Genomic DNA, 19,678 nt, shown 5'->3' with positions numbered 1-19,678 from the left:
ATATCTGCAAGGGTTCGAGGACCCGTGCCACCAGTATTGACCGGGTCGGGCACTGCTCTTCACATGTCTTGCACCCGGTGCACTTATCCTCATGGAATACCGTGTTGATCCCCTTGTATACCCGCATGATAACTTCGTCAGAGGTGCTCGTTCCTTTTGCAGCAAGCTGTGGATCAATCTCTTTATTGACCGGGCAGGCAACCGTGCAGCTCCCGCATCCCATACAGGTGACCGGGTTTACGGTGATGTGGAACTGGAACTGCATATAGGTGCCGTCCTCTGCATTTTTTGTATGGACCCGGCCGGCATCAAGGACCAGTTCCGGGCAGATCTCAACACAGAGCCCACACCTGATACAATGCCCACGATGGATGACCGGTTTCCACTCTCCAAGTTTCTCGGTTCTGATAACCTCAATCGCCCCCGGAGCCGGGCAGATCATCATGCATTGAAAGCAATGGGTGCATTCCTTTCCGGTCAGATGGGGAAACTCCCTGAAATGGGGCGGCGTGGAGAGGGGGGCAGTCTTCGCAAGGAAGAAAGTTTTCACCCACTCCGGCCGTGCCATATGCTGGATATATGAAAGGATGGATCTCATCTGTTACCTCTCAGTACAGGCGATGCACGGATCAGAGCTGATGTATGCCGCCGTGACATCAGCGACCGATGTTACTCCCGGGATCATGTATCGTGCACATGCTTCGATGTTCATAATTGAGGGAGTCTGGATTGATATCTCCTGGACTCTTCCATGGGTATCTGATTTAATCCGGTAGGTCAGTTCACCTCTTGGCGCTTCACCCTTATGCGTAGTCTCACCCCGTCCGATGGTTCCGCCTCCCCGTATCTTTCCTTCCGGCAGTGTCCGTATGATGGTTCGTATCAGTTCCACGCTCTGTAAAACTTCCTGGAAACGAAGCATAACCCTGGCATAGTTATCTCCTTCAGTCCGTACCAGGGGTGAGAAGTTCAGTCTCTGGTAGGTCGGGTGATCTGACCTTAAGTCGGTAGTAATACCACAGGCCCGTGCGGTCGGCCCGACTGCATGGATAAGTTCTGCCTGTTCACGGGTCATAACGCCGATCCCCTTACTCCGAAGCCCGATGAGCGGCCCTGAATCAAACATGCTCATGTACCGGCGGGTCTCCCGTTCCACATCATCCATGGCGGTCATGATCCGGGCCAGGTCTTCACTATCTGGATCAAACCTGACCCCTCCCGGAACGATGTAGGCACAGGTGACTCTTGCACCGGTGAGGTATTCGAGCATGTCCATGACCTTCTCACGGATATTGAGGAGATACATCCCGATGGTCTCATGTTCGATGGTATAACAGTACGAGAAGTTTGCAATCAGGTGGCTCTGCATCCGGTCCAGTTCATTTGCAAGCACCCGAAGGTATGCAGCCCGGTCTGGGACCGTAACGCCGGATATCTTCTCCATGGTCTCAATGAACACAAAGTTATGAATGACTGAACAGATCCCGCAGACCCGTTCGGCAAGGAACATAACCTCCTGCCAGGGCCGGCCAATCATGATACGTTCAATCCCTTTCTTCATGTACCCAAGTTCAACCTCGGCGGCAAGGATCTGCTCTCCAAAGGTCTCACATTTAATCCGGCAAGGTTCCTTAAAGATCGGGTGGACCGGGCCAAGGGGGATAGATACATCAACAGTCTTTTTCATCGCCTGAGCTCCCAGTCTTTAAATATCAGGGGTGCGACTGACAGGATTGCCTGAATTATCTCAGTCGGTCGGGGAGGACAGCCGGGAACCTCTGCCGCAATCGGAATATAACTCTTGGCAGGAGCCCTGGTGAGGGTCTGTGGCCGTGAAAAGACACATCCGGAGATCGGGCAGTTCCCGATTGATACCGCTACCTTAGGCTCTGGGATCTTATCCCACACCATCTTCAGTTTATCCTCCCACTGGGGAGTCACACCGCCGATGATAAGCAGAACATCCGCCTCTCTTGGGTTATTGTGGACATAAATGCCATACTGCTCAAGATCATACCGGGGCGAGAGACAGGCAAGGACCTCGATATCACATCCGTTGCAGGAACCGGTGTCCACATAACAGACATGAATCGACCGCTGACGGACGGCGTTTTTCAGGGACTGGAGCATTGTCATTCGCTCTCCTCCGCAAATACCTGTGCCCGCAGGAGTTTTTTTCCACTTTCAGCGTTGCTGTTGTTTTTTGTGGACTCCTGTATAGCGTTCTCCATAACATCAGGGGAGATAATAGGGATATAGGTCGTGAAAAGTTCATACCCGATCTCCCGCTTAATTCCGCCCTCTTTATCCCCCCGTTCCAGCCAGCTGTCATATCTGACGGCAAGTGACTCCAGCATCATCATATCCAGGTTTTCTATGAGTATCCGTCGCAGTTTCATTGGAGGAATTCCCAGCATATCTGCGCAGGCCGCGACCACTTTCTTATGGTACGGGCTTTTCAGGATGGCAAATTTCATCCCGTACAGGTCACGCTCATATATATCTGTCATACCATTCCTCCGCTTTTCAATATCGCATAGAGGCCGAAGAGCAGAATGCAGGTCCAGACTGCTATCATCTCCCCGTCATGGAGCTGATGCTCATTTTTGGTTAAGGGAAGCAGGGCAAGGGCGGCAACAGCAATAATTCCAACTACTGCCTGCCAGAGTACATGTCCCCGGATGAGTTCAATCCCGAATAACACTGCATAGACAAGTGCCCCTCCTGCAAGGGCTATCCTGATGAGGTTCATCCTATCACCCCGAGAACGATAATATATACTGCGAGAACTCCGGTAATCACCGTCTGCAGGGCAACCGCATCAAATGGCGAGAGCATCGGCGTGAATGCACAGACAAAGGAGAGTGATATCAGGACGATAAGCATGGCAAGGAGCATCAGGTACCAGGGGAGGGCACCGATGAAGAGCAGAACAAATGCTGCCAGAAGCACGAAAGTCTTTAATGCATAGGCAACTTCAAGTCCGGCCCGCCAGACTCCGAAGTGCTCGGTACGGTTCCCTGATACGATCTCTTTTGCTTCGATGATTGAAAACGGGCCGTAATGCATCTTGGAAAGTATGACAATGTACATGGCAATGGCTATCGGGAATGCCCCGATGAGCAGGGGTCCGTGTATCTCCTGGTACCTGGTAATATCGCTGATCATGAGCGAACCGGTTACCACATATATTCCTGCAATCGTTGCAAAGAGCGGGATCTCTGATGCTGCGGACATCACCGATCGAATTGCCCCGAACTTTCCGTACGGTGAGCCTGATGAGAGTCCCAGACCATGTTCGGTGATCTTATGGAGCATGAATACCGCGAAGAGGAGGAGCAGACTGCCACCACTGAAGACGATATAGAATGCACCGGTCCAGATTGCTATGGAAACTGCCACGATGAAGACAAACATCGGCATGCTTGCCGTTTTGGGGATCCATGTCTGCTTAAAGGAGAATTTTAATGTGTGGAGTATCTCCTGCCAGATCGGCGGGCCGGGTCGTCCCTGTATCCGTGCAATGACTTTTCGATGTATTCCATGAAACAAAAGGCCGATAAAAACTGCTGGAAGTATCAGTGTTATCATATTAATACCCGGTAAATGGGATATCCCCGTCTGTATTCGATGCATTCCACCAGAGAAAGAGTGAGAGGGTGAATATCGGAAATGTCAGGACCACACCGATTACCGCAAGCCATCCAGGCTCGGTTCCGATGGATACCGCATATACCAAAAGAGCGAGGATGACTGCCGTGATTATGGTTATTGCCAGATATGACTCTTTATTCATTGTTACACCGTCAGAATGATCTCTATTACCCGGAGGAAGATGAGGAGCGAACTGACATGGATCATCAGAACATACGGTGCTCCCGGTGCCCGGGTGATCTCAGCCTTTGCGATATAAAAGGGGGCCATTCCTTCTCCCATCACTCCAAGGACCAGGAACATCTTTGCAGCCAGGGGGACCATCCCAAGGCCGGCAAGTTCCCAGATGGACAGGGTTCCACAGGTTCCAAGGGCCGTTGCTGCACCACCAAAGAGGAACGTGGTTGCAACCATCGCGACGATTCCGTAATTATACGCCGCATTCAGGACATACCGGTTATTCACCCCGGCGACAATCCCGATGTTGGTAATCCCGATGAGTGCAGTAAACAGGGAGAAGTTAAAGAGGTCACCTGAGCTTACTGCCCCAAGTGTGGCAAGGCCGCAGGCGATCGCCATGAATCGCTGGAAACGCAGATTTTCCTGATTTACATCCTTGATATACACCGCATCAGTGCCAAAGACGATATCTGTCTGCCGTTCCGGCCTGGCAATGATGGCAATGATGATAAAGGCGGTTGCAAACAGGAACAGGGTCGTCGTGTACAGACTGAAGTAATTGACAATATCCCCAAACTCAAGGACAAAGAGTTCCTCTCCTTCGATGGGCAGATTAAACATTTCGTCCCTCCCGCATGGTGCCGATGAGTGCCATCTTTGTGGTTACTTTAACGAGAATAGCCCCTCCGGAGAGCATCACCGCAATCAGCCAGGCCTGTGGCAGGATCATGAAGATAAAGAATGCCACAATCCAGAGAGCCCATGCATACCCTGATATCGTCTCAAGCAGGGCAAACCGCTCTTCATACCCCTTGCAGAGGAAGTAGAACACAAGCCCGATTCCTGCAACTGCTCCACCTGAAAACCCTGAGAGGATTATTCCATACACAACCAGGGCAAAGGTGATGATGGGTGGAGCGGTCCGCATGACTTCAATCCGAATCGGTTTATATGCCGGAAGGGGAAGGTGCTCCTTTCTGATATAGAGCTCGGTGAGCATCAGGAGTTCAGATATCCCGACGACCAGGCCGGGGAGGATCAGGGCCTCTGCCAGATCTGTTGCGACAAGACAGATAAGAACAAGACCTGTGGTTTCTATCAGATCAACGACCAGAATTTTATGAATGTCATCGCGTTCCCGGAAGAGGGCGATGAATGATATGGCGACACAGATAAGGGTGCAGAAAAGACCAATCTGGTAAAAATCCATCAGTCTCTCCTCCTGAACAGGAATGATGCGATGGCAAATGCCGTAAAGAGGATACTCGTCTCGACCACCGTATCAAGTCCCCGCGTGTTATAGAGGATCTCATCAAGGATGCCACCCGGATGTGCAACGATGGTAGTCCCGAGATAGGGTGTTGAATTGGCGAGGAACCAGGAGAGGGGTGTCAGGTATGCAGTGACAAACCCGACGGTCGGTGAGTTCGCCGGGTACTGGGCCTTCACCTCCGCTCTTGTAAAGGGAATGCCTCCCCGGTCATAGGGATCAAGCGTTGAATCCCGGTGTATTGTCTTTGAGTATATCTGATCCTCATGATACGTAAGCATGGGAACCATAAGAACTCCGCAGAGGGCAACTAAAATACCCAGTGCAGCGTAGACTGCGACAAGGTTCTCATAGGTTGACATCCAGTTTGAGAAGATCCGAAAACCCTTTCCAATACGTCGAATCATGCCGGCATCCTCCGCTCGACCAGCAGGATAAGCACAAATGTCGTCAGGGTTGATACGGCGATGAACGTCAGCAGGGCCAGTGTCTCATCAAACGACAAGGCAACAAGAAGGAGTCCGAATGCAGGTATTTCAAGGTTGATTATCCGGGTCAGATATTCATGGTCACGGGGAAAGGCACAGACCCATGTTCCGATGATGAGGAGGAGAAGACCTGCGAAAAACTCCGGACTCATGCTGCCCCCTTTTTGCAGAGCTGGAGAACGAATATCGTGGACAGGGGAATTATTACCGCAAGGGCCGCAGCAACATCAACATACCCTCTGGCAATGATAAGGGGTATGACTCCTCCTCCGATGATCCCGATGCCCATCAGTTTTGCATAGGGATCCCGGGATACTCCTGCGTACACCCCTCCTGCAAGGGTGATGATACAACATATTCCAATGAGGAGCAGATTCATTCCTCCACCCCCCCGGCCCAGGTACTCGCAATCGCATTTGATTCAAATGTCGAACCGATAAAATATGCCGCTGCTGCAACCACTCCGAGTGGATGAGGGATCATGAGCGCCATGATTCCGGCAATGGCAAAACTGAATACGTTCAGGAATGGCAGTTTTCGCATGACATCCGGTTCACGAATGATTCTGATAACTGCATAGAGAGCAATAATGCCACATAACAGAGCAGCAAGCTCCGCACTTTCAGACGGGGGGCTGATATACGAAGATGAAAAAGGACCGGATATTACGCTTATCAGGTCTGATGATCCCTCGATGCTCATCTCCGAACCCTCCATATTGCGCCAAGAAGCCTGCTTGAGTGCCGGTGCGAGATCCCCTGAATGGTCAGGATGGCAATCACCATCCCGATAATGAAGAACTCAGCCGGAATCCCGATCTGAGTTCCGAGGTATACCATGAAGGTTGCAAGAAAGCATCCCGTCGTTCCGGCATACCCCGGATCATAGCAGATACGGTTTCCGATATACACGAGCACCGTTGCAAGAAGACCGCCTGGTATTCCAAAACAGTATACTCCGCAGGCAGCAAGCAGTGTCCCGGCCGATGCATCAGGGGATGACACAATATTGCCCATCATGGTCCCTCCCCTGATATCTCCTCCGGTCTTCTCAATGGCTGTTGCAATCGCTTTTGCTCCGACAACACCTCCTTCACGAGGCAGTGCCCAGATCATATCAATCGTGATAAAGAGAACCCAGCAGCTGATGGCTGCGAAGGCAATCTGAAGGAACGAGCTAATCATGCCGGTTAGTAACGTACGCTTCGTGCGGGAACAGATTAAAGGTTGTGATCCATGCGTATCCACCAGACTGAAAGAAGAAAGAACCGCTTTTGCACCATATTCAAAGGAGTTCCAAGGGTTCACTCATATGAGTGAATAATTAGTATTCAGGACAGGATGAATATGCCTCCTTCAGCGCTTTCCACAATTCATTCTTCCAGATCTTTCCGGTCCGGGGATTGTATACTGCCGACCAGTTTTTCCTAAGGATGTCGGTTCTTCCAGTCTCCATAAGAACGTAAAATTTTGCCATGTACGCTTCATATTCGCGTTCAACTGTGCAACCAAATGTCCCCTCATCGCTGGTCAGGTGCTGGACTGCATGGGTCAGTTCATGTGCGATGGTTGCACTGACCTCTTCCCAGCTGGTCTTCTTCCAGGAGTCCCAGGAGATATAGACTATCCCCGGTTCTTTCTTACCACTCGTATATACATACTGTCCGCTTGAATCGATCTCGTCGGTCAGCCGAAGTTCTATCCCATAATCGGGTACCAGGCTTGCAAGGTCCTGTAAAAGATCATTATCTGCATAGGCCAGTATCTCCCATGCCTTCATCAGGTCAGAATCGATGAGGTCTTCAGGGTTTCGTACTGGTTCCTCTGGTACCTCTTCTCCTGGTGCCAGGACCTCTACATCCGCCGACCGGGCAAGCTGACCGTTGATGAATAGGCGGAGTGTGTAGACTCCGGGTTCGAGTTCCCGGTCATCTTCCCATGAGATTGACCGGTGGGTTATCCCCTCTTCCCCTTCGTCCCATTCCTCTTCGGTTGAGTAGAACCACTCGTCATTATAAAGCCATTCAACCTCGACCGACATCCCGTCTTCCATGTTCATAAAGGGAAATACCGCACTGATTTTCACCGTCCCTGGTTCATATTCAGTGACCGGCCTGATTGGGACACTCTCCTCGGTAACCCCTTCAGAGAATGATATCTCTCCAAAAGCAGCGAAACTCGGGGTATGTTCTCCGTATACCGGAGATCCTGCAGAGAGCATGCAAAGCAGGATGATGAGGATGCATGAAAAAGCACTGGAGATATTATCGACGGGGCGGGCTCTTTCCTTTGTCCTCATCAGGACTGGTGGAGTGTATGCCATAGTGTTTTGTCAGGAAAAGACGGACTTTATCGGTTTTCACAAAATTTTTATCGACTTCATTTATTAAAGCATCGATAGTCATAATCTGCTCATGGATCTTCTCTTCATAATCTCCGCCCTGCAACTCATTGAGGATGGTAATGGATGCCAGGGGATTTCTGATCTGATCATTTATCGCAGCAAGTCTGACAAGGTTCTCTTCAATCTGGGATATTGCGGTAATCTCCCGCTTTCTCATCTCCAAAAGCTCGGTTACATCACGGAATATTATCATAACAAGGATTTCATCACCGGAAAGGACAGCGCTGCATTGAGCTTCAGTATTCAGGATCTTCCCATCTTTCTTCATGAAGTCCCATTCAATAATGGATAAATCACCCTGGGTAACCCGGCGGATAATCTCACGGGACGCCTCTTTGGAATCTCTCCCGTCCGGTTGTGTCGGTGGTGAAAAATCATGGAGTTCCTTGCCGATAATCTCCTTCATGTTCATCCCGATGAGATGAGTTGCCGCATTATTGCAACTCTCAATTCTGGTATCTTTCAGGATGAAGATTGCTTCGTGTGCAGATTCAAAAAGTCTCCGATAATTCTCCTCTGCTTTCCATCTCTTCCCCAGTTCCTCAAGCAGCTCTTCTTCCCGTATTTTCAGACTGTTAATAGTCTCTTTCAGACTGGTGACAAGGCTGTTTATGGCTTTTTCAATCGTATTAAACTCTGATGATCCGGTCGGGCGGATCCGGTGGTCCAGGTCTCCGTCTGCGATATACTGAATATCTTCAACAATCCGGTCGATCGGCCTTGAAAGGTATCGTGACGCGGCAAAGGCTCCCCCGGCTGCAATAATGGCTGTGAAGAGCAGGAAGCCACCAAAAATCAAAGTAAGAATAACCTTTTTATGATCCCGGTCATCAGTTGAATATACCGTCCGTGCTGCAAGATACATCTCGGATGCTGATGGTGATTCTGAATCACTGATAGGAAGATGGGTGTACCGGATAATATGCCCGGTTACCGGGTCAGTCTCCTCATAATTTGCATGATCTGCAAATGTTCTGATGATTTTTGACAACGTCTCCGCATTTGGCTGTTCATTTGTCGCAAGGGCAGGGTATTTTGAGACCAGTTCATATCGTGAATTGTATAGTTCTATAGACCGGATATCCTGATTCAGACCAGGAAGGTTATTGATGAGCTCTTTGTATGATGCACCGGATGCGTAGGGAAGTAGCCGGTCAAATGACCTGCTTATTTCAAGCAGATATCTCCCGTCACTGGTTCCCATATATGCAAACTTCCGGATGGGTGCATTTTTCGCATATCCCCGCACCATCCGGTCCGGAACAAAGGTGCCATTCTCCCGGATCGCAGAGACGACCGAATAAAACTTCGGCCATATTTTAAAGTCAAGGCCGATATCTTCAGCAAAGGTGCTTTTCACTACCTGCCCGTCTGCATGAACCAGGTAAAAGTCATAGGTCCCCTCCAGTTGTGCATCCACCTGCTCTTTTAATGCGCTGAGATTCATCTTTGCGATGTCTCCCCCCGAGTTTTCATAAGCGGTATGGTATATATCCATTGCTTTCTCCAATGAGGGAATATATTGCAGTTCATAGAGGGAAATCCCCCGGTCAATCCAGATAACTGACTGTTTCAGAATCTGATCGGTGAGGTTCTGCCGGTTTTTAAACTCCTCATCCAGGGCAGTCAGCGACCCCGTGTACCAGACGATGACCAGGGTAATAAGGGAAAACAGGAGCACAAAAAGGATGACTGCCGCTAATTTACGTGAAAATGATGAAAAAATCAATGGCGGATCACCCCCCATATACACCCCGTAAGAGGGGAATTGGATATAGTATTACTTAAAAACTTCCTCGTCTGATCTGAGATCAGGTTCTTGATCTGGAGGGGGTGTCTCTTGTATGAAGGTGATTCATATTGCAGGATGGTCAGGGTCAGGGAAAACGACATTCATCCTGGACCTTTGTTCTCATCTTGTCCATCATGGCAGAACAGCGACCATTAAACATATTGGCAGTCATTATTGTGTTCTTCCACTGGGGAAGGATACGACACTTCACTTTGAAGCAGGAGCCAACCCGGCGATTGGTGTTGACGAAGAGAAGACCTCAGCCACTTTTCACAGTACCAGTCTGGATGATGCGTTAAACCTTCTTTCAGATTCAGGTATCAGGTATGCGATTATCGAAGGGTTTAAAAAAAGGCCATTTCAGAAGGTGGTTATCGGTGATCTTGAAGGTACCAGCCTTGTAAAAGATCCAGAAACTCATGAGGTTCTTGCAGTTCTTGACCAGTTTGATGACTGGTACACACTGGCCGGTCTTATGAAAGAACTGATGGAAGAATGTATGGATTGTCAGATCTTCTCCTGGGCCGGATATACTTCTGACTATCCAAATACTACACGCCTTTGTTCACACATAGAAGAGCAATATGCCGGTGATCACCGGATATCTGGAATTCGTGCCAGGGTACAGAAGTGGGCGGATGATAATCGGTACCCGGTGTACCTGGTCATGGCGATGCCTGCCCACCATGATGATGTGGAAGTCTTTTCTGAGGCATTCAACCTACTCCGTCCCTGTTTACAGTCATGACACCGCATACCACCCGCATGGCCCGGTTAATTCCTCTCATGAGTTCAGTATCCGGTCAGGATCCTGCTGAAATAAGCCGGGTTACCGGAGAGGTACTTCAGATCGTATCTGAATCCTTGTTCAGACTGACCAGGGAGCATCCACGGTTTCGTGCTTCTGATTCGTTCCTGCTCACCGATGGTTTTTCATCAGAGATGACCAGAAAAGAGGCAAACGCATTTTTATGTGCCTGTTTTCTTGAATATCGATCAGGAAAGACGGATGTATGGGACAATGTGGTTTTTTTCACCGAGGAGGTTTTGGACAATCCTGAATCCCTCTGGCAGGTGATTGTTGATCATACCCGTGAGGGATGGGACGAACGTTTTTTTGATTATAATCTCCATCCCGAACCAAAGATTCACACACGACTTTTTACGATCGCAACCCTGATGCTCAGATTTTATGCCGGAGACGGCCGGCAGATATGGACCGGATATGAGCAGGATCCGGAGTCGGTATACAAACGGCTCTTACTTCTCAGAATTCCCCGATCAATTGCCTGTCTTATTGTCGGGACACTAAAGGACCTTGGGTATATCGAGGGACCGTTTGATATTGTGGGTGATATTGTTGATTCACGGGTTCTGGGGCGGATGATATGCGGGGATGGCAGCGGGATCACACCCATGAAAGCCAGGCGGCTTGCCCGGATGCTCTCACCTGATGATCCATGGAATCTGGATCGGCCACTCTATCTGATCGGCTCAGCCTGGTGTGGTCCTGGACCGAAATGCAGGGCTTGTCTGGTGAAACATGCATGTGTATATGCCGTATCAGAAGAACTCGGGATTCGCCCGGATCCGATCTACAGGGAGAACCTTTTTGGGAAAAAATCAGTTCAGCGGACATTAAAACAATGGCAGACTCCTGCCGATCCTGATTCCTGACGTATGTTCTGAATCGGGATTTTGGTTCTTCTCCGATATTTGAAAATTTTTAGCTGGTAGCTTTATCTCCTCTTCTGTTCCATATTCAGATATGACAGGCAGGGTCGATACGCCTCAGAAGATCAGGTTTTTAAAGTTCATCCATGCCCATGAATCCGGAGTAAAACCCGGCGAAATAGCATTAAAATTTGGGATCCGGACTCCCACCGTTACGAGATCACTTCATGAACTTGGAGAAGCCGGGTATATCTGGTATGATTCCGAGAAGAAGGTCTCCCTCACTGAATCGGGTGAGGATCTCACTCGTTTTTTTCAGCGCAGGCACCGCATCCTCTCACTTATGTTTGCCCGTGCAGGCCTGTCAGAGAAGGATGCATGTACTCAGGCTGAAAAGATAGAACATCTGGTTCCAAGGGTTCATATTGACCAGATTTGTCGCTCACTCGGCCATCCGAGCCGGGCGGCCTGTGGTGTGATTGATCATGATCCTATCTGCTGCGGAGTCTGAAAATGGTAAATTTTAGCTTAAAGCTTCAATTCGTGAAGATGGAGAATTATCATATTTCTCATCATTTTGGGCGCTTTAGTCAGGTATTTCTGGTTCTCTGCTGGTTTGTTCTTTTTCTTTGTGTATGTGGCTGCACCGATCAGGAGGAGGTCTCTTCTTCCCATCCTCTGGTGGTTGCCTGCACCATCCCTCCCCAGGAGGAGTTCATCAGAGCGGTTGCAGGTGATTATAACGTATCTGTCCTGGTGATGGTCCCGCCCGGTGCAAGTCCGCATACCTTTGAACCGACCCCGTCACAGATTGCCGGCCTTGAGTCTGCTGATCTCTACATTGCACTGGGTTCAGGAATCGAGTTTGAGAACCGGTGGATGGAGAGAATAACCCGGACCTATCCTACTATGCTGGTCATCAATGCCTCACATTCGATCAAGGTCCACCGTGCAGCACATACGCATGAGCATGAAAGTGAAGAAGCGGATCAGGAGGCTCATGATAGTATTGATCCCCATGTCTGGCTGTCACTTCAGAATGCCGCCCGTATTGTCAATACCACTGCTGAAGCGATGGCCGATGCACGACCGGAGATGAGAGATGAGTTCTATACGAACCGGGACAGGTACCTCGAAAACCTTGCAGATATTGACCAGGAGATCCGTGAATCATTCAAAGAGTTAAAATCAAGGACAATTCTCGTATTTCATCCTGCCTTTGGTTATTTCTGCAGGGATTATAATCTGACCCAGATGGCGGTTGAAGAGAACGGCCGTGAACCATCAGCAAAGCAGCTCGCAGATCTTATCACACAGGCAAAATCCATGGGGATTACCATTGTTTTTGCAGAACCTGAAGGGTCCACGAAGCAGGCTGAGACTCTTGCACGGGAGCTGAACGGAACCATGGTTCTTATCAGTCCGCTTGCCGGGGATTACCTTGAGAACATGCGACAGATAGCAGAGAGAATATCAGGGGTATCATGAATCATGAACCGGTGATTGAGGTTACCAATGTATCCATCATCAGAAATCAGCAGAAAGTCCTGGATTCGATAACCTTTCAGGTCAGGAAAGGAGACTTTTTCGCGATCATCGGTCCGAACGGGGCCGGGAAAACAACGCTGGTCAGAGCAATCCTCGGTCTTATCCCCTGCGATACCGGGGAGATCCTTCTTTTTGGCTCACCGGCAACACCTGATACCAGGGCCAGGATAGGATATGTTCCTCAAACGCATGCATTTGATTTCTCCTTCCCGATTACAGTTCATGAAATGGTTCTGACCGGCAGGATGGGGAGAAAGAGCGGGGTTATCAGGCGATATACCCATGAGGATCATGCTGCTGCAGACAAGGCATTATCCCGTCTATCAGCTGAGCCCCTTGGTGACCGGCCGGTACGCGATCTCTCCGGCGGGGAGAGACAACGTGCTCTGATTGCACGGGCTCTGGCCGGAAACCCTGACATCCTTATTCTTGACGAACCAACGGTCTACGTGGATACCCCGACAGAAGAGCACTTTTATGAACTTCTCTCCTCGTTAGCAAAGGAGATCACCATTGTTATGATAACCCATGATATCGGGGTGGTCTCCCGACACGTAAACCGGGTGGCCTGTCTGAACCGGCGTTTATTTATGCATGAGAGTGATCAGGTGACTCCGGAGATGATCTCCCGAACCTACGGGTGTCCGGTTGATCTCATCACCCATGGAGATATTCCACACCGGGTATTGGAGCGGCATGGAGATCATCCATGATTGAAGCACTCGGGTTTGAATTTTTCAGGTCCGCACTTCTTTCCGGGCTCATGGCCTCAGTCATCTGTGGGATTATCGGGAGTTATATCTATGTCAGGCATATGATCTCGATCGCCGGGGGGATATCCCATGCAGCCTTTGGCGGGATTGGACTTGGATATCTTCTGGGTATTGACCCGCTTGTCGGTGCCTTCTGGTTCACCCTTGGAATTGCTGCTCTCATCTGGGGGCTGGTTGAACGGGCCAAAGAGCACATTGACACGCTCATCGGTGCGTTCTGGGCAGGAGGCATGGCCTTTGGTATCCTCTGTCTCTCTCTGACCCCCGGGTATACTCCCGACCTCTTTAGTTATCTCTTTGGCAATATTCTCCTGGTCGCACCAGAACACCTTACCATGATTGCTCTTTTGGCGGTCAGTATTGTCCTCCTCTTTTGCATCCTCTACCCGGTACTGCAGGCTCTGGCATTTGATACTGAGTATGCCACCATCTCAAACCTGCCGACCCGGAGTCTGCATCTCGTGGTTCTGTCCCTTATAGCAATATCAGTCGTGGTTCTCATCCAGGTTGTCGGTATCATCCTCGTCATTGCCCTTCTCACACTCCCGGCAGCCATCGCCCGGCCATGTTCAGGAACGCTGAAAGGGATGATGGTCAGGGCTACTCTGATAAGCATGATTCTGACAACATCTGGTATCTTTCTCTCCTGGATCTTTGACATCCCATCAGGCTCTACCATCATTCTCCTTGGTGTCGCCGTATACCTCCTGGTATTGGGAGGTGGCGGTATTGTGAGGGGTTTTAGAAAAGATCTGCAAAATACTGATTAGACAGGGGGAAGGTCCCCCTTTTTTGGTGGGTATGTGATGACCTGCAGATTGTACTGAACCTGTCCGGGGTGTTATGTGATTTTGTTGATGGAGCAATGATGAATCGGTTGATACTGGTTTTCTGATGTACTCCCACCATGGAGATCATCACAGTAGTACCATTATCCGTTAGGTAATAATCTATATGAAAATTACTACTATAGTTTCCGGAGAAAAAAAAGAGTTACTGGAGGACCAGGTTCTTGTTATATGTCAGCACATCCGGAATTGAGTCCACGCCCTCCACTGATTTCGGGAAGTTGGTGAATATAACGCGGTTTGCATAAATTGCCATGTCCTCCAGTGCCTCTGCAATGCCCTTTGCCATCTCACCTGACTGCATGTTCTCAATCACGTAGATCTTTCCGCCACCAGGCAGGAGATCAAGTGCATAGAGTTTCTGCGGATCTGCCTTTAGTGTGTCAACCACCTTTGCCGGTGTCTTATTGCCGCCAAACGCAAACTCCGGAGCAAAGAAATCAACCACATTCAGACCAAGCCATTTCTCTACCGGCTCTCTCTGCCAGGCCATGACAACCGCATACTTCTTTGCAAGCAGACTCTTCTCCTCATCGGTCAGGGTTCCTGCAGCCATAATCTTCTCTTTGTATGCCTGTGCACGTTCATCAAAAGTCTTTGCTTTTGTTGCATCTGCTGCTTTCAGCCAGCCAAGGACCGTGTCTGCAAGTTCCACAGCGGTATCAGGGGTGTTCCAGGCAGTATCCGGCTTTAGGATCTTCCAGTTGGTCTTTCCAAACCCGTTTGAGTCACGGAATTTCTCTACCGCCTGCATGGTTGCAAGGTCCATACTGGAGTTATGGGCCAGGAACAGATCTGCTTTCTCAAGGTTTTCTGCATTCTTCTGGATCAGGCCTGGCAGAATATCACCCTGCAGGTGCGGGCAGACGGTCGGGTCAGCGATGTATACGACATTCACATCCTCGCCACCAATCTCATGAACCGGATCCCACAGGACGGAGGTCGTTGTCACAACGTTCAGGGCCATTGCACCCGGAATAAGAGCAATGATGATGCCCAGAATCAGTAATAATCCTGAATGCTTCATAATTATTACTTCTTCATTTTTCGTATTAATGATTGTGAAACACGATCTTCCTTTTCGGCGATACTGCTACTGCACCGACAAACAGGCCGCTAAAAATCACCGCCGTCAGAGGGCCGACCGGGAGGGAGTACAGAATGCCACATATCGCACCTGTCACACTGACAATAACCGCAACAACCGGTGCCATGATGAACATATTCCGCATGGTATTACAGAACTGGTAGGCGATCGCAGCTGGGGTAACCAGCCATACATACAGGAGCAACCCGCCGACGATTGGAATACTCAGGGCAACCATGACTGATATCAGAAACAGGATCCCATAGTAGACCGGCTTTACCTGAATCCCCGCAATCTCGGCAAGACGTTTGTGAAAGACGATCGCGGTTATCTCCTTGTAAAAGATTATCAGGAATATGAGGATGATGCAGGTGATCACAGCCAGGGCATAGATCTCCTCCCGATAGAGGGAGATGACATTTCCATACAGGAGTGAACTTGCATCAAAGCCTTTTCCCGTCCCCTGCATGAGTGCAATAAAGAAGATGGCAACGGCCATCATGGTCCCAAAGAGCACCCCAAGAGTTGTATCGGTATGCATCCTGGTCCGGTCACTGAGTGGCCCCATGAGAAAAGCGGTCAGGATACTTACGAATACTGCTGACGGGAGGACTGCGTACCCGAAAAATGCCCCGACTGATCCACCGGCAAAAGCGGCATGGGACATGGTAAACCCGATGGATGAGATGTTCATCTGGGTGATCAGGACACTTAATAGCGCACATCCCAGGGAGGCAAAGAGCATCGCCTCCACTGCATGGCACATGACATTATTTGGGATGAGAAATTCCAGCATCAGGCTGCCACCGAGGCAGATCGGACCAGGTTTCCAACGTCAGACGGATGAGAGAGCTGATTGAGGATGATCTCCCCATGCTGCATGACAACAACCCTGATGTCCCGGTCTGGCAGAGCGTCAAATGCATGAGATACGATAAGGACCGGAATGCCTGCATCGGCTATCTGGCAGAGAAGTCTGCTGACCTCTTCCCGAGTGACCATGTCAAGGTTGCTGAAGGGTTCATCAAGGAGAAGAACCTCTGGATCCTTTGCCAGGTTTTGTGCAATAAGCACCTTCTGCTGCTGACCTCCGGAGAGTTTTCCGATCTGGTTCTTCTGCATCGGGCAGAGCCCCAATTGGCAAATGGCCGATGTAACCTTGTCCATGTCCCTGCTGGAATGACGTTTCAGCCATCCGAGCTTTCCGTACCGACCCATAAGGACAACCTCCTCAACGGTGAACGGAGTGTACGGGTGAAAATCAAAATTCTGGATGACATATCCGATCTTCTTTCGTGCAGCACACCCGTCTTTGATGACGTCATGACCACAGACCTGAACACTGCCATTGACCACCGGAAGCAGTCCTGCAATGGTCTCGAGGAGAGTGGTTTTACCAGCCCCGTTCGGACCGCCAATCACGACAAACTCGCCCGGTTTTATATTGAGGGTGACATCTTTTATGACCGGAAGGTCTGCGCCTTCATAGGTGGTCCATACTTCTTTAAGCTGGATGATGTGGTCTTTGCCACAGGTCATGAGAGGACCTCAACCGAGAAGAGCTGATCATCAGGGAGGGTATACAGGTCAGCAGCATATTTCTCGATCTCGAGTTCATAATCAGGTGTATCCTGGGGCAACTGTTTTAACGCAAGGGGCGTGAGACGGATTTTCGCTCCGTCAGATGAGAACTCGGTGTAGACAACATCAGATTTTACGATCTCAATATTGCCTTTTCCAAGGGTGCATCCGCTCCCCAGCTGAACGCCATCAGCGAGGCATGACTGCGGGGTGGTGCCTGAACAATACACACAGGCCTTCATGGCAAAGGGATTGTCACCTAATTTTTGTAATGCATATCTTCCCATCCGGTATCCGATTACAATAAACGGGCCCAGATGTCCATGAAATCTGGCCAGTTCTGTAACAGGGTATTCACGGGGGAGCTCCATATAGTGGCAGTGTTCATGCCATTTCATGATCATCTATCTTTGTTTGTAACACAAAAAATGTACTATTCATATCGTTTGAGAAGAATGATCAGGCCGTATTATCCTATGGTGTAAAATTATGTAAAACGGTGTATATGTATCAATGATTTATAAAGAGTGTGAAAACAGGATAAAATAATACGGAATCAGATCCGTGGTCTGATATCCGGCATCTCTTTCTGCGTTATCTCTTTCACTCTCTTTGGTTTTCCCTCTTTATCATAGAGATACACGGTATAGCTATCCTTATTATCCTTCAGGATCACCGGTGTTGAGATCTTGAAAAACTTCCCATCCTGGAAGATACGGTTCCGCTCGTCCCAGTCCACCCCAAGCTGAAAATAGACATCAAATCGTCCCTGACCGATACTCTTGATGCTGCCATAATCCTCAGCGGGAATATAAATGGCATAGAGCGGATCGGCATTCCCGCCAAGAGTGACAATCACAACCGCGTCCAGGTCATTGCCGGTATTATCAAAGTTGAGGACAATGTTACCTGCACTGGGCGGATGCCCGTATACATATGACGAGTCAATAACTGCCGCACTCACTCCGAAGATGACAAGGCCGGAGAAGAGGAGGAGAATCCCATACCACAGTGATGGTGCCATACATGGAGATGGAAATAAACAAAGATAAAGGTTTCATTCAGAAGAGATAGGGAAGAAGAATTGTACTCCTCCCGTTGCTTCCTTTCTCGATGGATATACGGACAGGAATCCTCTCTTTGAGTGCCGATACATGTGAGATAACGCCGATGAGTTTCCCCTCCTGTTCAAGACCGGATAAGGTGGAGAGGGCGGTTTCAAGAGCATCCTCATCAAGCGTTCCAAATCCTTCATCAAGGAAGAGAGAATCAACCCTGACATTCTGACTTGCCATATGTGAAAGACCAAGGGCCAGGGCAAGACTGACCATGAATATCTCTCCTCCTGACAGGTTCTTTACCGATCTTATCACACCGCCCTGCCAGGTATCGATGACCTGCATGTCAAGGGGGAGATCCTTATCCTGAATGAGGATGTACCGGTCGGTCATGCGTTGCAAATGCCGGTTTGCATGACTGAGGAGGATGCAGAATGTAAGTCCCTGGGCAAACACTCTGAATTTCTTCCCATCCGCTGAGCCGATGAGGTCATAGAGCCGGTGCCATTTATCCACCTCCCGTTGCCGGGCATCCCGGATGGCAATCTTCTCCCGCTGCTGCCGTACCATCTCTTCATGCCTGATAAGTTTCTCCTGGTTCTTCCCAATATCTGCCATATACTGGTCTTTTTGCTTCTGAAACTCCTCAAGGTCAGCTTTCAGGTCTAAAGCAGATTTTGTCGTGAGGTTTTTCTTCTGCTCTTCCTCATACCTGGTCTTTGCAGATGTTCTCCGCTCTCGTATCCGCGTCTCTTCGGTTCTGATATCTTCCCATACCTTTTCAAGCCGGACCATCTCTTCCTGCTTCATCAGGGCAGATGTATATGCCTCTTCGTCTGCAAACCCTGCCTGTCGGATTTGGGAGAGAAATTCTTCAAGAGATGAACGGATGTCGTGTTGGGTTCCTGAAATTCGTTTCTCAAGATCTAAAAGAAGACCTTCCAGTGACTGCAGCCGGGCGGAGAGATCGTTCTTCTCCTTCTGCCTGGCCTCGAAGTTCTCGCTGGCTATTTTAACCGCTTCGGCCAGACGTCTCTCTTCACGGTCAGTATCCTTCTCTCCAAATGTATTTTTTCGCTCGTTTTTCAGGGCCTGCAGTGCTAATTCCTTCTCCTTTATTGCATCATTCGTTCTGGTGATCTCATTGGTTTTTTCAGATATCCTTGCAATGAGACCACAAAATTTTGCATGTAATTCCTGAAGCCCGACTTCACAACTCTTTATCCGGTCTTCCTGCTCCTGAAATCTTTTTTGTCGGTTCTTCAAAGTGAGCAGGAGTGCCGGTATGTTGGTATCCTGATTTATGGAACACCCAAGATCGG

The 19,678-nt window shown here is 49.4% G+C and carries 28 protein-coding genes; 6 read left to right on the top strand and 22 right to left on the bottom strand.

Features of this window, described 5'->3' with window-relative positions:
* The 16 genes from LDL35_RS06745 to LDL35_RS06670 form a co-directional block, all read right to left on the bottom strand.
* On the bottom strand, positions 1–598 hold a 598-nt coding region (locus LDL35_RS06745), incomplete at its 3' end, for a 4Fe-4S dicluster domain-containing protein (RefSeq protein ID WP_304020740.1).
* Between the two features lie 3 nt (positions 599–601).
* On the bottom strand, positions 602–1,687 hold the full coding sequence (locus LDL35_RS06740; RefSeq protein WP_304020737.1) for a nickel-dependent hydrogenase large subunit: 1,086 nt from the start codon (positions 1,685–1,687) through the stop codon (positions 602–604).
* Positions 1,684–2,136, bottom strand: coding sequence for an NADH-quinone oxidoreductase subunit B family protein (locus LDL35_RS06735; RefSeq protein ID WP_304020735.1), 453 nt, complete (start codon positions 2,134–2,136; stop codon positions 1,684–1,686). Before LDL35_RS06735 ends, LDL35_RS06740 begins: the two co-directional genes overlap by 4 nt.
* On the bottom strand, positions 2,133–2,510 hold the full coding sequence (locus LDL35_RS06730; protein ID WP_304020734.1) for a hypothetical protein: 378 nt from the start codon (positions 2,508–2,510) through the stop codon (positions 2,133–2,135). The genes LDL35_RS06735 and LDL35_RS06730 overlap by 4 nt, the downstream gene beginning before the upstream one ends.
* On the bottom strand, positions 2,507–2,752 hold the full coding sequence (locus LDL35_RS06725; protein ID WP_304020731.1) for a hypothetical protein: 246 nt from the start codon (positions 2,750–2,752) through the stop codon (positions 2,507–2,509). The genes LDL35_RS06730 and LDL35_RS06725 overlap by 4 nt, the downstream gene beginning before the upstream one ends.
* Positions 2,749–3,591: a respiratory chain complex I subunit 1 family protein gene (locus tag LDL35_RS06720; RefSeq protein WP_304020729.1), complete on the bottom strand. Its 843-nt coding sequence runs from the start codon at positions 3,589–3,591 to the stop codon at positions 2,749–2,751. Before LDL35_RS06720 ends, LDL35_RS06725 begins: the two co-directional genes overlap by 4 nt.
* A gap of 1 nt (position 3,592) precedes the next feature.
* Positions 3,593–3,796: a hypothetical protein gene (locus tag LDL35_RS06715; RefSeq protein WP_304020726.1), complete on the bottom strand. Its 204-nt coding sequence runs from the start codon at positions 3,794–3,796 to the stop codon at positions 3,593–3,595.
* Positions 3,797–3,798: 2 nt separating this feature from the next.
* Positions 3,799–4,455: a hypothetical protein gene (locus tag LDL35_RS06710; protein WP_304020722.1), complete on the bottom strand. Its 657-nt coding sequence runs from the start codon at positions 4,453–4,455 to the stop codon at positions 3,799–3,801.
* Positions 4,448–5,044 (bottom strand): EhaG family protein, encoded by a 597-nt coding sequence (locus LDL35_RS06705; protein ID WP_304020719.1) that lies wholly within the window; start codon positions 5,042–5,044, stop codon positions 4,448–4,450. Before LDL35_RS06705 ends, LDL35_RS06710 begins: the two co-directional genes overlap by 8 nt.
* On the bottom strand, positions 5,044–5,511 hold the full coding sequence (locus LDL35_RS06700; protein WP_304020716.1) for an EhaF family protein: 468 nt from the start codon (positions 5,509–5,511) through the stop codon (positions 5,044–5,046). Before LDL35_RS06700 ends, LDL35_RS06705 begins: the two co-directional genes overlap by 1 nt.
* Positions 5,508–5,744, bottom strand: a complete 237-nt coding sequence (locus LDL35_RS06695; RefSeq protein ID WP_304020712.1) for a DUF2107 family protein — start codon at positions 5,742–5,744, stop codon at positions 5,508–5,510. The genes LDL35_RS06700 and LDL35_RS06695 overlap by 4 nt, the downstream gene beginning before the upstream one ends.
* Positions 5,741–5,971 carry a DUF2108 domain-containing protein gene (locus LDL35_RS06690; RefSeq protein ID WP_304020709.1) on the bottom strand — a complete coding sequence of 77 codons (231 nt, stop codon included), beginning with the start codon at positions 5,969–5,971 and terminating at the stop codon, positions 5,741–5,743. The genes LDL35_RS06695 and LDL35_RS06690 overlap by 4 nt, the downstream gene beginning before the upstream one ends.
* Entirely contained in the window at positions 5,968–6,294 is a 327-nt protein-coding gene (locus LDL35_RS06685) for a DUF2109 domain-containing protein (protein WP_304020706.1), read from the bottom strand. The genes LDL35_RS06690 and LDL35_RS06685 overlap by 4 nt, the downstream gene beginning before the upstream one ends.
* Positions 6,291–6,776, bottom strand: coding sequence for a hypothetical protein (locus LDL35_RS06680; RefSeq protein ID WP_304020704.1), 486 nt, complete (start codon positions 6,774–6,776; stop codon positions 6,291–6,293). The genes LDL35_RS06685 and LDL35_RS06680 overlap by 4 nt, the downstream gene beginning before the upstream one ends.
* Positions 6,777–6,915: 139 nt before the next feature.
* Positions 6,916–7,890 carry a hypothetical protein gene (locus tag LDL35_RS06675; RefSeq protein WP_304020702.1) on the bottom strand — a complete coding sequence of 325 codons (975 nt, stop codon included), beginning with the start codon at positions 7,888–7,890 and terminating at the stop codon, positions 6,916–6,918.
* Complete coding sequence (locus tag LDL35_RS06670; protein ID WP_304020700.1) at positions 7,856–9,742, bottom strand: PAS domain-containing protein; 1,887 nt, start codon at positions 9,740–9,742, stop codon at positions 7,856–7,858. The genes LDL35_RS06675 and LDL35_RS06670 overlap by 35 nt, the downstream gene beginning before the upstream one ends.
* A gap of 97 nt (positions 9,743–9,839) precedes the next feature.
* Between LDL35_RS06670 and mobB the strand changes: the two genes are divergently transcribed.
* The 6 genes from mobB (at position 9,840) to LDL35_RS06640 (ending at position 14,552) form a co-directional block, all read left to right on the top strand.
* Entirely contained in the window at positions 9,840–10,535 is a 696-nt protein-coding gene (mobB, locus tag LDL35_RS06665) for a molybdopterin-guanine dinucleotide biosynthesis protein B (protein WP_304020697.1), read from the top strand.
* Positions 10,532–11,464: a hypothetical protein gene (locus LDL35_RS06660; RefSeq protein WP_304020694.1), complete on the top strand. Its 933-nt coding sequence runs from the start codon at positions 10,532–10,534 to the stop codon at positions 11,462–11,464. Before mobB ends, LDL35_RS06660 begins: the two co-directional genes overlap by 4 nt.
* 91 nt (positions 11,465–11,555) lie before the next feature.
* Positions 11,556–11,972, top strand: a complete 417-nt coding sequence (locus LDL35_RS06655; protein ID WP_304020691.1) for a metal-dependent transcriptional regulator — start codon at positions 11,556–11,558, stop codon at positions 11,970–11,972.
* A 38-nt stretch (positions 11,973–12,010) separates the two neighbouring features.
* Entirely contained in the window at positions 12,011–12,949 is a 939-nt protein-coding gene (locus tag LDL35_RS06650; protein WP_304020688.1) for a metal ABC transporter solute-binding protein, Zn/Mn family, read from the top strand.
* Entirely contained in the window at positions 12,946–13,722 is a 777-nt protein-coding gene (locus LDL35_RS06645; protein ID WP_304020685.1) for a metal ABC transporter ATP-binding protein, read from the top strand. The genes LDL35_RS06650 and LDL35_RS06645 overlap by 4 nt, the downstream gene beginning before the upstream one ends.
* Positions 13,719–14,552 (top strand): metal ABC transporter permease, encoded by an 834-nt coding sequence (locus LDL35_RS06640; RefSeq protein ID WP_304020682.1) that lies wholly within the window; start codon positions 13,719–13,721, stop codon positions 14,550–14,552. Before LDL35_RS06645 ends, LDL35_RS06640 begins: the two co-directional genes overlap by 4 nt.
* A gap of 223 nt (positions 14,553–14,775) precedes the next feature.
* Here the strand turns inward: LDL35_RS06640 and LDL35_RS06635 are convergent, their stop codons facing one another.
* The 6 genes from LDL35_RS06635 to LDL35_RS06610 form a co-directional block, all read right to left on the bottom strand.
* A complete protein-coding gene (locus tag LDL35_RS06635; RefSeq protein ID WP_304020678.1) occupies positions 14,776–15,657 on the bottom strand; it encodes a metal ABC transporter substrate-binding protein in 882 nt (293 codons plus the stop codon).
* Positions 15,658–15,682: 25 nt separating this feature from the next.
* Positions 15,683–16,513: a metal ABC transporter permease gene (locus LDL35_RS06630; protein WP_304020676.1), complete on the bottom strand. Its 831-nt coding sequence runs from the start codon at positions 16,511–16,513 to the stop codon at positions 15,683–15,685.
* On the bottom strand, positions 16,513–17,256 hold the full coding sequence (locus LDL35_RS06625; RefSeq protein ID WP_304020673.1) for a metal ABC transporter ATP-binding protein: 744 nt from the start codon (positions 17,254–17,256) through the stop codon (positions 16,513–16,515). Before LDL35_RS06625 ends, LDL35_RS06630 begins: the two co-directional genes overlap by 1 nt.
* A complete protein-coding gene (locus LDL35_RS06620) occupies positions 17,253–17,696 on the bottom strand; it encodes a formylmethanofuran dehydrogenase subunit E family protein (RefSeq protein WP_304020671.1) in 444 nt (147 codons plus the stop codon). The genes LDL35_RS06625 and LDL35_RS06620 overlap by 4 nt, the downstream gene beginning before the upstream one ends.
* A 158-nt stretch (positions 17,697–17,854) precedes the next feature.
* Positions 17,855–18,322 (bottom strand): hypothetical protein, encoded by a 468-nt coding sequence (locus LDL35_RS06615; protein WP_304020670.1) that lies wholly within the window; start codon positions 18,320–18,322, stop codon positions 17,855–17,857.
* A 37-nt stretch (positions 18,323–18,359) separates the two neighbouring features.
* The coding region (locus LDL35_RS06610) for an SbcC/MukB-like Walker B domain-containing protein (protein ID WP_304020667.1) at positions 18,360–19,678 on the bottom strand (1,319 nt) is incomplete at its 5' end.

It is taken from the genome of Methanospirillum hungatei (assembly GCF_020216685.1).
GTDB classification, from domain to species: Archaea; Halobacteriota; Methanomicrobia; order Methanomicrobiales; family Methanospirillaceae; genus Methanospirillum; species Methanospirillum hungatei_B.
This window is presented reverse-complemented; position numbering and strand designations above follow the sequence as displayed.

What these genes read in the sequence shown, in the direction of transcription:
- LDL35_RS06715 (WP_304020726.1), bottom strand. Translation starts at nt 3,796, where the DNA reads ATGAATAAAGAGTCATATCTGGCAATAACCATAATCACGGCAGTCATC.
- LDL35_RS06680 (WP_304020704.1), bottom strand. Translation starts at nt 6,776, where the DNA reads ATGATTAGCTCGTTCCTTCAGATTGCCTTCGCAGCCATCAGCTGCTGG.
- LDL35_RS06640 (WP_304020682.1), top strand. Translation starts at nt 13,719, where the DNA reads ATGATTGAAGCACTCGGGTTTGAATTTTTCAGGTCCGCACTTCTTTCC.
- LDL35_RS06660 (WP_304020694.1), top strand. Translation starts at nt 10,532, where the DNA reads ATGACACCGCATACCACCCGCATGGCCCGGTTAATTCCTCTCATGAGT.
- LDL35_RS06650 (WP_304020688.1), top strand. Translation starts at nt 12,011, where the DNA reads ATGGAGAATTATCATATTTCTCATCATTTTGGGCGCTTTAGTCAGGTA.
- LDL35_RS06675 (WP_304020702.1), bottom strand. Translation starts at nt 7,890, where the DNA reads ATGAGGACAAAGGAAAGAGCCCGCCCCGTCGATAATATCTCCAGTGCT.
- LDL35_RS06700 (WP_304020716.1), bottom strand. Translation starts at nt 5,511, where the DNA reads ATGATTCGACGTATTGGAAAGGGTTTTCGGATCTTCTCAAACTGGATG.
- LDL35_RS06740 (WP_304020737.1), bottom strand. Translation starts at nt 1,687, where the DNA reads ATGAAAAAGACTGTTGATGTATCTATCCCCCTTGGCCCGGTCCACCCG.
- LDL35_RS06720 (WP_304020729.1), bottom strand. Translation starts at nt 3,591, where the DNA reads ATGATAACACTGATACTTCCAGCAGTTTTTATCGGCCTTTTGTTTCAT.
- LDL35_RS06645 (WP_304020685.1), top strand. Translation starts at nt 12,946, where the DNA reads ATGAATCATGAACCGGTGATTGAGGTTACCAATGTATCCATCATCAGA.
- LDL35_RS06730 (WP_304020734.1), bottom strand. Translation starts at nt 2,510, where the DNA reads ATGACAGATATATATGAGCGTGACCTGTACGGGATGAAATTTGCCATC.
- LDL35_RS06620 (WP_304020671.1), bottom strand. Translation starts at nt 17,696, where the DNA reads ATGAAATGGCATGAACACTGCCACTATATGGAGCTCCCCCGTGAATAC.
- LDL35_RS06710 (WP_304020722.1), bottom strand. Translation starts at nt 4,455, where the DNA reads ATGTTTAATCTGCCCATCGAAGGAGAGGAACTCTTTGTCCTTGAGTTT.
- LDL35_RS06690 (WP_304020709.1), bottom strand. Translation starts at nt 5,971, where the DNA reads ATGAATCTGCTCCTCATTGGAATATGTTGTATCATCACCCTTGCAGGA.
- LDL35_RS06685 (WP_304020706.1), bottom strand. Translation starts at nt 6,294, where the DNA reads ATGAGCATCGAGGGATCATCAGACCTGATAAGCGTAATATCCGGTCCT.
- LDL35_RS06725 (WP_304020731.1), bottom strand. Translation starts at nt 2,752, where the DNA reads ATGAACCTCATCAGGATAGCCCTTGCAGGAGGGGCACTTGTCTATGCA.
- LDL35_RS06705 (WP_304020719.1), bottom strand. Translation starts at nt 5,044, where the DNA reads ATGGATTTTTACCAGATTGGTCTTTTCTGCACCCTTATCTGTGTCGCC.
- LDL35_RS06630 (WP_304020676.1), bottom strand. Translation starts at nt 16,513, where the DNA reads ATGCTGGAATTTCTCATCCCAAATAATGTCATGTGCCATGCAGTGGAG.
- LDL35_RS06670 (WP_304020700.1), bottom strand. Translation starts at nt 9,742, where the DNA reads ATGGGGGGTGATCCGCCATTGATTTTTTCATCATTTTCACGTAAATTA.
- LDL35_RS06625 (WP_304020673.1), bottom strand. Translation starts at nt 17,256, where the DNA reads ATGACCTGTGGCAAAGACCACATCATCCAGCTTAAAGAAGTATGGACC.
- LDL35_RS06615 (WP_304020670.1), bottom strand. Translation starts at nt 18,322, where the DNA reads ATGGCACCATCACTGTGGTATGGGATTCTCCTCCTCTTCTCCGGCCTT.
- mobB (WP_304020697.1), top strand. Translation starts at nt 9,840, where the DNA reads ATGAAGGTGATTCATATTGCAGGATGGTCAGGGTCAGGGAAAACGACA.
- LDL35_RS06635 (WP_304020678.1), bottom strand. Translation starts at nt 15,657, where the DNA reads ATGAAGCATTCAGGATTATTACTGATTCTGGGCATCATCATTGCTCTT.
- LDL35_RS06735 (WP_304020735.1), bottom strand. Translation starts at nt 2,136, where the DNA reads ATGACAATGCTCCAGTCCCTGAAAAACGCCGTCCGTCAGCGGTCGATT.
- LDL35_RS06655 (WP_304020691.1), top strand. Translation starts at nt 11,556, where the DNA reads ATGACAGGCAGGGTCGATACGCCTCAGAAGATCAGGTTTTTAAAGTTC.
- LDL35_RS06695 (WP_304020712.1), bottom strand. Translation starts at nt 5,744, where the DNA reads ATGAGTCCGGAGTTTTTCGCAGGTCTTCTCCTCCTCATCATCGGAACA.